11 protein-coding genes and 1 tRNA gene are annotated in these 12,380 nt (G+C 67.9%); 10 read left to right on the top strand and 2 right to left on the bottom strand.

From position 1 onward, the window contains the following. Positions 1 to 4 precede the first annotated feature (4 nt). The 8 genes from glpR (at position 5) to ACIRG5_RS32530 (ending at position 8,719) form a co-directional block, all read left to right on the top strand. Complete coding sequence (gene glpR, locus ACIRG5_RS32565; RefSeq protein WP_402911833.1) at positions 5 to 715, top strand: gephyrin-like molybdotransferase receptor GlpR; 711 nt, start codon at positions 5 to 7, stop codon at positions 713 to 715. Positions 716 to 772: 57 nt separating this feature from the next. Then, positions 773 to 845 (top strand) — tRNA-Ala (locus ACIRG5_RS32560). Positions 846 to 1,241: 396 nt separating this feature from the next. After that, entirely contained in the window at positions 1,242 to 1,997 is a 756-nt protein-coding gene (locus ACIRG5_RS32555; protein ID WP_402911831.1) for a hypothetical protein, read from the top strand. A 94-nt stretch (positions 1,998 to 2,091) separates the two neighbouring features. Continuing rightward, positions 2,092 to 2,466: a cupin domain-containing protein gene (locus ACIRG5_RS32550; protein WP_319975654.1), complete on the top strand. Its 375-nt coding sequence runs from the start codon at positions 2,092 to 2,094 to the stop codon at positions 2,464 to 2,466. 144 nt (positions 2,467 to 2,610) lie between these two features. After that, a complete protein-coding gene (locus ACIRG5_RS32545) occupies positions 2,611 to 4,392 on the top strand; it encodes a peroxidase family protein (RefSeq protein WP_402911829.1) in 1,782 nt (593 codons plus the stop codon). 41 nt (positions 4,393 to 4,433) lie between these two features. After that, positions 4,434 to 4,988 (top strand): hypothetical protein, encoded by a 555-nt coding sequence (locus ACIRG5_RS32540; protein ID WP_402911827.1) that lies wholly within the window; start codon positions 4,434 to 4,436, stop codon positions 4,986 to 4,988. Between the two features lie 256 nt (positions 4,989 to 5,244). Continuing rightward, complete coding sequence (locus ACIRG5_RS32535; RefSeq protein WP_402911824.1) at positions 5,245 to 7,227, top strand: protein kinase; 1,983 nt, start codon at positions 5,245 to 5,247, stop codon at positions 7,225 to 7,227. Positions 7,228 to 7,429: 202 nt separating this feature from the next. Continuing rightward, the gene (locus ACIRG5_RS32530; protein WP_402911821.1) at positions 7,430 to 8,719 is read left to right on the top strand and encodes a hypothetical protein; all 1,290 of its coding nucleotides are present in this window, start codon (positions 7,430 to 7,432) and stop codon (positions 8,717 to 8,719) included. Between the two features lie 142 nt (positions 8,720 to 8,861). On the opposite strand, the gene ACIRG5_RS32525 is transcribed toward ACIRG5_RS32530, so the two are convergent. Beyond that, positions 8,862 to 9,437 (bottom strand): hypothetical protein, encoded by a 576-nt coding sequence (locus ACIRG5_RS32525; protein WP_402911819.1) that lies wholly within the window; start codon positions 9,435 to 9,437, stop codon positions 8,862 to 8,864. A gap of 79 nt (positions 9,438 to 9,516) precedes the next feature. Between ACIRG5_RS32525 and ACIRG5_RS32520 the strand changes: the two genes are divergently transcribed. Together ACIRG5_RS32520 and ACIRG5_RS32515 are read left to right on the top strand one after the other, a co-directional pair. Continuing rightward, positions 9,517 to 10,038 carry an RNA polymerase sigma factor gene (locus ACIRG5_RS32520; RefSeq protein WP_402911816.1) on the top strand — a complete coding sequence of 174 codons (522 nt, stop codon included), beginning with the start codon at positions 9,517 to 9,519 and terminating at the stop codon, positions 10,036 to 10,038. Further along, complete coding sequence (locus ACIRG5_RS32515) at positions 10,028 to 10,687, top strand: hypothetical protein (RefSeq protein ID WP_402911813.1); 660 nt, start codon at positions 10,028 to 10,030, stop codon at positions 10,685 to 10,687. Before ACIRG5_RS32520 ends, ACIRG5_RS32515 begins: the two co-directional genes overlap by 11 nt. Positions 10,688 to 10,819: 132 nt before the next feature. Here the strand turns inward: ACIRG5_RS32515 and ACIRG5_RS32510 are convergent, their stop codons facing one another. Continuing rightward, on the bottom strand, positions 10,820 to 12,358 hold the full coding sequence (locus ACIRG5_RS32510) for a dolichyl-phosphate-mannose--protein mannosyltransferase (RefSeq protein ID WP_402911811.1): 1,539 nt from the start codon (positions 12,356 to 12,358) through the stop codon (positions 10,820 to 10,822). Positions 12,359 to 12,380: the final 22 nt, after the last annotated feature.

Here is a 12,380-nt window from a genome sequence, read left to right as displayed (position 1 = left end):
GGGAATGCCGAGTTCGCTGATCATCATTGCGCTGGTCGTCGCCTGGCTCGTGGTCCTCGTCCCCATGATGGCCCGCAAGCGCCAGGAGAGTGCGCGCAGCGTGGGGGAGGAGTACGACGCCATGCCCGACGCCGAGTACGACGACATCCACGACATCGACGACGACTACTTCGACGAGGAGGAGTACGTCGAACGCCCCTTCCGGCGCGGCCGTGGTGGCTACGACCCGGAAGCCGCCGTTCTGGTGGCGCAGGCCAAGTACGCGTTCCGCCGCAGAGTGGTGGCGTTCCTGCTGGTCGCCGCCGTGGCGACGGGAATCGTCGCCGGCGTGTTCTACGCGAAGCTCTGGTACGGCCACGCCGCGCTGGACCTGCTGATCGTGGGCTACCTGACCTACCTGCGCCGGCAGGTGCGGATCGAAGAGGAGATCCGCGCGCGCCGGCTCGCCCGACTGCAGCAGGTGCGTCGCCGCCGTGCGACGGGTCCGCAGCAGCAGGAGACCCCTGCCGCCGAAGTCCCGCAGCAGGCCGCCGAGGAGCCCGAGACCACCAAGGTCGAGGTCGTCGAGGACAGGCCCGCGCTGCCGCCGTTGCCGCGCTTCGAACACCACGTGCGTCCGGGCACCATCCCGGTCGACTCCGACGACGAGGACCCGGTCTTCGTCGAGTTAGAGGGACTGGAGTCGCTGCGGTACCGAGGTGCTGTCGGGGCATAGGAGGGGGTGGTGAAACACCCCTTCTGGGACTGCTATAGTTCTCTCGTAACACCGCAAGGGGCTGTAGCACAGTTGGTAGCGCGTCTCGTTCGCATCGAGAAGGTCAGGGGTTCGATTCCCCTCAGCTCCACTCGTTCCTCGGGCCGAGAAGTATCTGCAAAAAGCGCAGATCTTCTCGGCCCGAGGCATTTTCTGGGGGCCGAGCCCCCAGGCCAGGGGCAAGCCCCCGGACCCCCGTAGGTTGACCAACAGGTCGGGGTTCTCGTGTTGTGGCCGCAAGTCCACAAAGTACTGACTGCGTTCGGTCTGCTTCGGTACACAGCTCGTGTGAGCGCAAGGGAATGCCGGTGGACGCTGGCGGTCGCCGATCAGGATCCCGGCGCTGACGTGGCACGCGGCGCGTGGCGGAGGGCATCGTCCTCGCGTTCCGATCCTCCATTCCTCCAGCGAGTTCGGTGGATGGCAGGTGCCGGACCCGTCCTGAAACGCGTTCGGTCAATGCTGCGAAGCTGGATATCTTGTGCGCGTGAACAACCATGGGGGATTGAAAGCCGTGCTCGTCGCGGCGGTGGCGCTCGCTACCGTCAGTTGCACGCCGGAGCCGAGTTCGGGGTCGGGGGACCAGCAGCCGGCGACGCAGGAGAAGCACTTCGACGTCACGGGCTTCGGCAAGCTGAAGCCCGGAATGTCCAAACAGGACGCACTCGCCACCGGTGAGCTCGCCGTCACCGGTGCCGGCAAGACCGGCACCTGCGAGGACTACCGGTACCAGAACGGACCGGCGCCGGACGCGAAGAAGCTCGCGGACGACGCGGAGTTCGAGCTGAAGTACGCGGCCGCGCAGAAGGCCGCGGACGACGCGGAGGCAGCGGTCGGACCTGCGCCGGGAGCGAACGCGGGTGCCGCGGACTACGCCGCCCACGCGGAGAGGCTCGCGGCGTCGGCGGAGGCCTCGGCCAAGGCGACCGAGCTCATCGCGGAGTCCACCAAGCGCATCGCTGAACGGGCCGAGGCGCGTGAGGCCAACGGTGGCGTCATGTTCGCCGGTGACAAGATCCGGATGATCGTGCCGCCGCCGGGAGCCACGACCGCCAAGAAGATCGGCAAGGGTGCCACGGTCGAGCAGCTCAAGGCCGCGTACCCGAACGTCGTGGACTCCGAAGCCGGCAAGAAGTTCGAGGTGCCGGTGCCCGATCAGCAGGGTGTCGCGCTGAACTTCTACTTCACCGACGGGAAGCTGGAGACGTTCCTGCTGTTCAACAGCGCCGCGAAGTGCGGCTGAGCTGAGTCGAAAAGGGCCGTTCACCGTAATGTGGACGGCTCTTTCGTCTATATAAGGGCCGTAAGCTCGTTCGGCTCCCGAAAGGCTGTTCCCCATGAGCGACGCGCCGCAGGACAAAGTGACGGTCCTGTCCGCTGAGGCCCTTGCCCAGTTGAAGTCGTTCCCGCTGCACGGCGACGAACGGTTGCAGAACAAGCTGCTGTGGAAGTCCCCGAACGGCGACACGATCGTCGGCCTGATCCAGATGGCGCCCGGTGCGCGCGACGTCGGCCACAACCACCCGTCGGCGACGCAGCACACGTGGGTCGTCGACGGCACGGTGAGCATCGGTGGCGTTGAAGCGACGGCGGGCTCGTACGCGTTCGTGCCGCCGGGTGTCGACCACGAGACCATCGCGGGCGACGAGCCGGTGACGATGTTCTACCTCTATCAGCCGTTCGCTCCCGAGCACGACCACCACGACCACTGACAGGTCCCTGCCAGGAACCGGACGGGACCTGAAGTCCGGCAAAGGCGGGAAGTCCAGGGGAATTCCCAGTTGCGTGGCCTGGATCTGTCACGCCGTGAAGAACTGGACACGCTCGGTCACGGCGCCCGTCGCCATCATCAGCCCATGCAGGTCTTGCGCAAGGCAGCGGCGTTGGTGGCGATCGGGGCGCTCCTCGGGGGCGGCATCGCGCACGCGGAGTCCCCGTCCTTCGAGGTGCAGAGTCTCGACGGGCGCGGCAACAACCGCGCCCATCCCGAGTGGGGGGCCGTCGGCGAGGGGTACACCCGGCTGGCTCCCACGAGGTACGCGGACGGCGCCGGGCAGCCGGCGGACGGCCCGAACGCGCGGTACGTCAGCAACCGGATCTTCGCCGAGGGCGGGCAGCGGTACCTCTCCGAACGGCACGTCAGCCAGTGGGCGCAGGTGTGGGCCCAGTTCGTCGACCACACCTTCGGGCTGCGCGAGGACACGGCCGTCGACGCCTCGATCCCGTGGGACAACGAGGCGCCGCTGGAGACCGTGCGCAACGACCTGCTGTCCACGCCCATGCGGCGCAGCGGCGAGGTGCCGGGGTCGAGCCCGCGCGAGCAGAAGAACATCGTCAGCTCCTACCTCGACGGCTGGGCGGTCTACGGCGGTAGCGAGGAGCGGCTCGACTGGCTGCGTGACGGCGCGAAACTGCTGCTGCCCAACAACCTCCTGCCGCGTCGTGACGCACGAGGCAACTCCGAGACCGCACCGGCGATGACCGGGCCGTTCGGTGCGATCACCAGCGGGCCCGGCGTGGTCACCGGCGACATGCGCGGCATGGAGAACGGCACCATCACCGCCGTGCAGACGCTGTTCGCCCGCGAGCACAACAGGATCGTGGACCGGCTCCCCGCGCATCTCTCCGACGAGGAGAAGTTCCAGATCGCGCGCAGGGTCGTGAGCGCCGAACAGCAGTGGATCACGTACCAGGAGTTCCTGCCGGCGATGGGCGTGCGGCTCACTCCCTACCGCGGCTACAACCCGTCCGTGCGAACGAGTCTGGCGAACGAGTTCGCGACCGTCGGCTACCGGTCGCACAGCATGGTGCGCGGCGACCTCTCGGTCGTCACCGAGGCGAGCCGCTACTCGGAGACGCAGCTGAAGACGTTGCGTGACAAGGGCTTCACCGTGACAGTCACCGGCTCCAAGGCTGAGGTGAAGGTGCCGCCGCAGCTGCTGCCGTTCAACCCCGACCTCGTCGACGACGTGCAGCTCGGCCCGTTGCTGCAGAGCTTCGGCCGGCAGGACGAGGGCCTCAACGACGAGCTGATCGACGAGAACGCGTTGCGCAGCATCATCTTCGTCATCCCCGGCTGCCAGCCGCGCTGCTTGACCGCGGTGGTCGACGTCGCCGCGCTGGACGTGCAACGCGGCCGCGACCACGGCATCGCCTCGTACAACGACGTGCGCCGTGCGTACGGACTCGCGCCCAAGCCGTCGTTCCAGGCGATCTCCGGCGAGGCCACCGAGTCGTTCCCCGCCGATCCCGAGCTCACGCCCGGCGCCGAGATCGACGATCCGGACAGCCTCGACTGGATCAGCCCTGGTCAGCGCCGCACGACGGTCGCCGCCCGGATGAAGGCCATCTACGAGGACGTGGGCGGCCTGGACGCGATCGTCGGCATGATGGCCGAGCCGCGGCTGCCTGGCAGCGAGTTCGGCGAGCTTCAGCAGGCCATCTGGAAGAAGCAGTTCGAGGCGTTGCGCGACGGCGACCGTTTCTTCCACGCAGGCGATCCGGCTCTGCGCTCGATCAAAGCGCGGTACGGCATCGACTACCGCCGCACCCTCGGTGATCTGATCTCCGCCAACACTGACATCCGCCGGGACGGCCTGCCGTACAACGTGTTTCGCACTCACCCATCTATGGGGTGAAGTTCGGTGAAGAACGCGGCGTCCACAAATAGTTTTCTCTCATGAGATCTGTGGTCGCCGCGTTATTACTCGTGGCCGGCACCTCCAGTGGTGCAGCGGCGTCGACCGAAGCCCCTGCCGCCAGGTGCACGGCCGCCCGACCTGTCGTCTCCAGCACGGAGACAGCTGTAGAAGCGCGCGTTCTCACCGGCTGCACGGCCGGTGAGCTCGTCGTCTTCCGGGCCGCCCTGATCGTCCGTGCCCATGGCACGTCCTGCGCCGCGGTCTCCGAGGAGCTCGAAGCGGACCCGGCCACCGAGCCGCAGTGGATCCGCACCCGGCTCGAACTGGAATGCGCACCCGGTGAGAAGGGCCTGGTCGGCTCGCAGCTCACCGCCGAGATGTACGACCAGCAGAACACCCGCGTCGCCACCTACGGCCTCGGCGACTCCTACACGGAGCGCGACCCGGCCGCGCGGCACCGGTGGACCGTCGAGTTCGTCGCGGGCCTCGGTGACCTGCCTGTGGCGCCCGATCCGGCTGTCACGACTTCCAGCGCGTCGGCGGGGCGAGGAAGCTCGCGCACCCACTCCGATCACCGGGTTCACCACGGCTGAGGCCGTTTCTTCCACCCGTTCGCCAGGTGTCCATCAGCGCTGCGTTCGATAACGAATCGTGCACTCAGAGCGACATCGGTCAACGGAGCCGTCCATCGCAACGTGTAAGAGCCAAGAGGCCCAACGCGTGCTGGACGGAGGCACAACGCGGTGATCAAGGAAAGGGTTGCTGTGGCATCAACCGCAGACCAATCACGCACCGTACGCTGACAGGTCGCCTAGGCTGGGGGTGATCTCGGAAGGGGTGGTGTGAGTCGTGGGGCTCGCTGAGTCCTTGCTCACGTGGCTGCACGGCTTCGTGGGCGCGAGTGTCTGCCCCGGTGACTGGGTGTGGACCACCACGGCGCTCGGTGCGGTGCTCGGGTTGTTCCCGACGATCGGGGCGCTGCTGTCCATCGCCGTGCGCCGCATCGTGGGCAACTCCTACGGCCCCGTGACCGGTGCCATCTTCACCGTGCTCGGCGTCGCCAGCTGCCTGGTGCTGCCGTGGCTCATCATGCGCGGCACCGTGCAGGGCCTGGCCAAGCGTGCCATCGACGGGTCCGCGTCGCTCGACGAGAACACCTGCTTCGGCACGTTCTCCCAGGGGAGCTACCTGGTCGACGGGGCGCCGTCGATCATCGGCGTGGCCCAGCGGCCGATGGCGGAGCCCGTGTTCCTGGTCGCCGCCGTCATCACCGTCGTGCTCGCGCTGCTGTGCCTGCTGTTCGTGATGCTGCAGTCGGGCTCGGCGTTCCGGCTCGGGCCGAACTGGCCGCGCCGGGTGTTCTGGCCGATGTTCCTGGTACTGCTGGTGACGACGTCGGCATTCCCCGTGACACTTGTGGGCCATGTGCTCCTCGGGTTTCTGCCAATTGCGGTAATCGGCTCAATCGTCGTGCGGATTTTCGGGTTGACTACCGCCATGCTGAACCGCCCCGGCCGCGACCGGTCCGCCGACCGGAACTCGCAGAACTCGCCGCCACCGCAGCCGGTGGCGCGCACGCCGCAGCCTCAGAACAACCAGCTTCCGTCTGGTCAGCCTGTTCAGAAGAAGGCGCCGACCAAGCCGATCGACGCCTCGGCGCACCGGCCGCCGCCGCAGAACACGCCCCAGAACCCGCCGCCGTACCAGCCGGCGCAGGTGCCGAAGTACCAGCCGGCCCCGATGAACCGGCCGATGCGCCCGGTCACGCAGCCGCAGCAGCCGCCCCAGAACCAGCCGCCGCGCCAGTACCCGCCGACCCGTGTCGCCGAGGTCCTGCCCCAGCCCAAGCCGCCACAGCCGTCCAACCCGGCCGTGCTCGCGGACACGCCGGGCCCGCTGCCGTTCGGACCGGGCGCGGCCAACGCCGAGTCGCCCGCGCCCGTGCAGAAGTCGGGCAAGGTCTGGAACCCCGGCAACGGCAGGTTCCGCCGCGTCCGCCAGCTCGGTTCCGGCGGCTTCGGCACGGTCTGGCTGGCCGTGGACGAGCAGCTCGACCGCACGGTCGCGGTGAAGCTCGCGCACGCCCCGGACAACGACACCGAGGCGCGGATGCTCCGCGAGGCCCGCGCGCTCGCCGCGGTCCGGCACCCGAACTGCGTGCGGGTCTTCGACATCGTCCAGGACCCGGACGGCCTGGCCCTGGTGATGGAGTACATCGAGGGCGCCTCGCTGTCCGAGACGGTGCTGAAGAACGGCCTGATCGACGACAAGCTCGCCGCCCGCCTCTGGCTGAACATGGCCGACGCGCTGGCAGCGGCCCACGACCGCGGTGTTCTGCACCGCGACGTGAAGCCGTCCAACGTGATCGTGGACAACCAGGGCACCGCGCACCTGATCGACTTCGGCATCGCCCGCTCCAAGGGCGACAGCACGCTGACCGCCACCGGCATGATGGTCGGCACCCCGGACTTCCTCGCCCCGGAGACGGCGCGCGGTGAGACGGCCTCGCCGGCGTCCGACTCCTGGCAGCTGGCCGCCACGGTCTCCTACGCACTGACCGGCCACCCGCCGCGCGGCTCCCGCGAGAACCCGATCTCCTCGCTGATGGCCGCCGCGCAGGGCGAACCGATCACCAAGCTGCCGCAGAAGAGCGCGCACGCCCGCCTGCTGCTCGCGGCGATGGACCCGGAACCGGGCCGCCGTCCGTCGCTGGCCCAGGTGCGGGGGCAGCTCTCGCAGTTCCTCGACCAGCAGGGCATGAGCAAGGAAGGCCCGGTCACCAAGATGATCAGCAAGCCGACGCCGCCGCCCACGAGGCACATGCCGATGTAGGCATCCGGGTGAACACCTCGCACGGCGGTAACGGTCGTAAAGAGTTCAACGACGACAGCGTTGTTTCCTGAACGCAAAGCCGCCATGCGAGGGAACTATGACCGCTGAAGAGAGTTGGCATGCCGCACGCCTGATTCCGACTTCGGGCATCAACGGTGCTGAAGAACAAGAGCGACGGGCGACATCGGCATTGTTGGCTGTCATGTCAGCGGTACGCGAGTTCGGGCGGGCGTTGACCCAGCCGTTGGGCGCGCCTGCCGCCGCGGTGCAGACCTTCATCGAGGTCCCGTTCGAACTCGACGGCCGCAAGCTCATCCCGGACGGGCTGATCAGGGTGACCCGCGGGCAGAAGTCGTGGACCGCGCTGGTCGAGGTGAAGACCGGATCCAACGAGCTCCAGGTGGCACAGCTGGAGAACTACCTGGATGTCGCGCGGGAGTTCGGGTTCGACGCGGTCATCACTATCTCGAACGAGATCTCGCCGTTGCCTGGTCAGCATCCAACGCCAGTGGATCGCAAGAAGCTCAAGAAGGTCGCGCTTCATCACTGGTCGTGGAGCGAGGTGCTCTGCGAAGCCGTGATGCAGAAAGAGCACCGCGGGGTTGCCGACCCCGATCAGGCGTGGGTCCTCGGCGAGCTGATCAGGTACCTCGAACATCCGCGATCAGGTGCGATGGCGTTCGAGGACATGGGGCAGTCGTGGGTTCCGCTGCGCGACGCGGTGGAGGCGCGCACGCTGCGGACGACCGACAAGATCGCACCCGACGTGGTGCTCCGGTTCGAGGCTCTGCTCCGGTTCGCCGGACTGCAGCTCGGCAGACGCCTCGGCACGGACGTCACGCCGGCGTTGTCCCGCAAAGATCTCGCGGAGCCGCAGGTCCGTCTCGCCAGACAGCTCGCGCAGCTCGTGGCCGACGGAAGGCTGTCCGGAGGGATTCGCATTCCCGACACGGTCGGCACGCTGCACGTCGTCGCCGATCTGCGGGCCGGAAGGGTGATCTGCGGTGTCGACGTGGAAGGTCCCAGGGAAGGACGCCCTGCGACCCGGATCAACTGGTTGCTCCGGCAGCTGAAGAACGCGCCCGACTCGGTTCGACTGGAAGCGTTCGTCGCACACGGCAGGGGAGCCGGCGCGTCGGAATTGCTGGGCGCGGTCCGCGCGAATCCCGCGCTGCTGATCACTGATCCGCAGAAGGAGATCCGCGGGTTCCGGGTCGAGATCTCGGCCCCCATGGGCTCGAAACGCGGCACCGGGCGCAACTCCTTCATCGACTCAGTGCTGAACGCGGTCTCGTTGTTCTACGAGGAGATCGTGCAGAACCTCAAGCCGTGGTCCGCCACACCGCCGAAGATCAGGGCGGAGGGTGCGTTCACGCCGCCTGCAGACGTCCCCGTGGCACTCGTGTCGACGGCACCGTCATCACAGGACGGACCCGAACTTCAGGTGTCGGCGGCGGCACCGGTGCCTCACGAGGCTTCGGTCGACGCTTAGGCATCCGGGTGAACGTTGGACCGGTCCGTAACGGTGATTCACCGTTCACCGACCTAAGCCGTGGTTCACCCGGAAAGCCTCGGCATCTCACGGGATGCCACGCGAAGGGTGGTGAGGCGGTTTCCGCCGATCGCCTCACCACTCACCTTCGGGCAAATGGCCGCAACCGCTTGCGCAGCAGCAAGAACAGCCCGGCCGCGCCGGCGACCACCGCGCCGATGATCCACACGGGTAAAGGCTTTCCCGGCGACTCGTCCGGCACGGTCACGGCGGCCGGTGCGGGGGCGGCCTTCTTCAGCGGCGGCGCGATCTCCTGCCACGGCCACGCGCCTTCCACCGTTCCCTGCACCATCTGCGGGTCGACCGGTTTCACCAGCAACGTGCCCGGCACAGTCAGCATGCCCAGCGGGTGGTCCTGGAACATGCCCTGCACGCCGAACACCTCGTAGGTGCCGTTGGGCAAGGAGAACGTCACGGCGTAGTGCGCGGGTTCGCCCAGCGGTACGCCGATGAACTGCCGCGAGTCCGCTCCGGACTGGAACCGCAGGCCGGTCTTGCCGAGATCACCGGAGAACGGGTGCGTGCCGTGTTGCAGCACCCAGTAGCCGACCGTGTGCGTGGTCGAGGTCTGGATCGACGGCAGCGGGTCGACGTACGTGACCGCCCAGCCGCCCGCGAGCGCACTGGGCGCGCTGATCAGCAAGAAAGCGCATATCAAGGCGAGAATTCTCATGACGCGACTACACCGGGAACCGAAGTGAGGTTCCCGGTGTAGGAAGGGCATCACGGACGACGCGGTGGCACGGGCGATCGCAGGTGACCAGGCGGCCTACGGCGAGCTGGTCGCCCGGTACACCGCGCTCGCGCACCGGACGGCCTACCTGCTCGGGGCGGGTGCGGACGCCGGTGACGTGGTGCAGGAGGCGTTCGTGAAGGCGTACCGGAAGCTCCACACGTTCAAGCCCGATGCCGACTTCAAGCCGTGGCTGCTCAAGATCGTCGCCAACGAGACCAAGAACCTGCACCGCGGCCGGCGGCGGCGCAACCTGATGGAGCTCAAGCTCGCCACCGTCACGGAGACCGTCGACCACGACGACCCCGGCACGCTCGTGGACGACTCCCGCGCCCAGCTCCTGAAGGCCGTGCAGAGCCTGCCCGAGCACGATCGCCAGGTCGTCACGTGCCGGTACCTGCTGGAGCTGAGCGAGGCCGAGACCGCGCAGACCCTCAACCTGGCCAGGGGAACTGTGAAGTCGCGGCTGTCCAGGGCACTCGCCAAACTGCGCCCGATGCTGGAGGAGGTGGCCCATGACCGATGAACCGGCCGAGGCCGCCCTCCTCGACCTCGGGCGGCGGATCCACGTGCCCGAACCGCCGGACGTCACCGCCCAGGTGCTGACCCGGATCAACGCCCCGCGCCGCCGAAACCGTTGGCTGGCCGCGCTAGTAGCCGCGGTGACGGCCTTCGCGATCGCCTTCGCCGTGTCCCCGGCGGTGCGGGCAGGCGTGCAGAACCTCCTGGAGTTCGCCGGCGTCGAGTTCCGCACTGAAGCACCGCCGAGCGTCGCGCCTCCGTTGCCCAGCCAGGAGGTCTCGCTCGACCAGGCGCGCGAGCAGATGCCGTTCGAGATCCACCTTCCGGCGGAACTCGGCGAGCCGGACAGGATCACCGTCCACGAAGGACGGTTCGTCACGCTGCACTACGGAGCCTTGAGGCTCGACCAGTTCGACGGCACGATCAGCTCGACCGTCGGCAAGCTGATCCACCAGGAGGGCGTCGAGCTGATCGACGACAAGATCTGGATCCCTTACCCGCACGCGTTCTTCTACATCGACCGTGACGGCCAGTGGCACACCGAGGAGCCGCAGGGGGCCGGGCAGACCCTGCTGTGGCAACGAGGTCAGGTCACCAACAGACTCGAAGGAGACCTGACCAGGGAGCGTGCGTTGAAGATCAGCGAGAGTTAGTCAGACGGCGCAGCACTGCTTCTCGTCGCAGAAGTACTCGGACAGGTCGACCAGGGACACCCCGGCGTTGCCCGTGGAGCGGGCGACCTCAGTCAACGGATCGGTGGTGTCCCAGTCCCAACGCGAATTATCTCAGCGCCAGCTGGGCAGCCACAGTTGCTGTTGCCACATCTCCGGCGTGATCGGATTGCCGTTCAAGATCGGCCACAGCCACACGAAGTTCGCCACCACGATGCCCACGTACAGCGCGACGACCAGCAGACCGGTGCCACGGCGTTCGGAGCCCGCGGTCTTGCGGCCCAGGATCTCGCCCAGCGCCAGCACGATCAGCAGCACCAGGAACGGCGCCATCGGTGTGACGTAGAAGAAGTACATCTGCCGGTCGAGGTTGAGGAACCACGGCAGCAGGCCCGCCGCGTAGGCGACCAGGACGCCGGCGTAGCGCCAGTCCATCCTGCCGATGGTGCGGTAGATCGCCCAGCCGATCACCGGGAACGCGAGCCACCACATCGCGGGCGTGCCGATGAGCATGATCGCGCCGAGGCACGACGCCGCGCCGCAACCCGTGACGGAGTTGTCGTAGTAGTAGAGCATCGGACGCAGGCCCATCGGCCACGTCCACGGCTTCGACTCCCACGGGTGCCGGTTGGTCTCCGAGGTGACCAGCTCTACGTGGAACTTGTAGACGTTCTTCGCGTTGTACCAGAGCGACTGCAGGACGTCCGGGACGTACGAGATGTCCTTGACCTTGCCGCCGACCACGTGCCGGTCGATGCCGGTCTCGCTGGCCATCCACGGGAACCACGTCGCGACGTAGACCAGCACCGGGACGGCGACCAGGCCGCCCAGCGACGGCAGCACGTCCTTGGCCAGCGCGCCCAGCCACGGTTCCTCGACGCCCGCGGCCCTGCGTGCCAGCGCGCTCCAGACGACGGTCAGCAGGCCGAACGCGGCGATGTACCAGATGCCCGACCACTTGATGCCGCACGCGGCGCCGAGCATCACGCCCGCACCGAAGCGCCACCAGCGGAAGCCGATCCACGGGCCGAACGCCGAGTTGTTGACGAAGCCCTCGCGCACGGCCACGGCCAGACGTTCGCGCATCTGTTCGCGGTCGACGACCAGACAGCCGAACGCCGCGACGACGAACAACGCCAGGAAGATGTCGAGCATGCCCATCCGCGACTGGACGTGCGAGACGCCGTCCGCGATGAGCAGGACGCCGGCGAGCGCGCCCAGCAGGTCCGAACGGGTCAGGCGGCGGGCGATCCGGACGATCAGCAGGATCGTGATCGCACCCGCGAGCGCCGAGGCGAACCGCCAGCCGATGCCGTCGTAGCCGAAGAGCTCCTGGCCGATCGCCATCAGCTGCTTCGCGAGCGGCGGGTGGACGATCAGCTCGTAGCCGGGGTTGTCCTCGTAGCCGCCGTTGCGCAGCACCTGCGCCGTCTGCGGCACGTAGTGCTTCTCGTCGAAGATCGGCGTGCCCTTGTCCGTCGGATAACCGACGTTCCAGAAGCGCACGACGGCACCGACCAGCGTCACGACGATCGTCATGAGCCATCCGCGCATCCGGTCTCCGGACGGCGGAGGGTCGAGCGTTGCCGCACGATCCGTACGCGGCTCCTCGACGACGACGGGCGCCACTCCTGGCTGCACGAGGACTGTCACGCCGCCGATCGTAGGGTGAAGC

Origin of the sequence: Lentzea sp. NPDC102401 (genome assembly GCF_044765805.1) — a bacterium.
Lineage (GTDB): Bacteria > Actinomycetota > Actinomycetes > Mycobacteriales > Pseudonocardiaceae > Lentzea > Lentzea sokolovensis.
This window is presented reverse-complemented; position numbering and strand designations above follow the sequence as displayed.

What these genes read in the sequence shown, in the direction of transcription:
- ACIRG5_RS32545 (WP_402911829.1), top strand. Translation starts at nt 2,611, where the DNA reads ATGCAGGTCTTGCGCAAGGCAGCGGCGTTGGTGGCGATCGGGGCGCTC.
- ACIRG5_RS32540 (WP_402911827.1), top strand. Translation starts at nt 4,434, where the DNA reads ATGAGATCTGTGGTCGCCGCGTTATTACTCGTGGCCGGCACCTCCAGT.
- ACIRG5_RS32550 (WP_319975654.1), top strand. Translation starts at nt 2,092, where the DNA reads ATGAGCGACGCGCCGCAGGACAAAGTGACGGTCCTGTCCGCTGAGGCC.
- ACIRG5_RS32530 (WP_402911821.1), top strand. Translation starts at nt 7,430, where the DNA reads ATGTCAGCGGTACGCGAGTTCGGGCGGGCGTTGACCCAGCCGTTGGGC.
- glpR (WP_402911833.1), top strand. Translation starts at nt 5, where the DNA reads ATGCCGAGTTCGCTGATCATCATTGCGCTGGTCGTCGCCTGGCTCGTG.
- ACIRG5_RS32515 (WP_402911813.1), top strand. Translation starts at nt 10,028, where the DNA reads ATGACCGATGAACCGGCCGAGGCCGCCCTCCTCGACCTCGGGCGGCGG.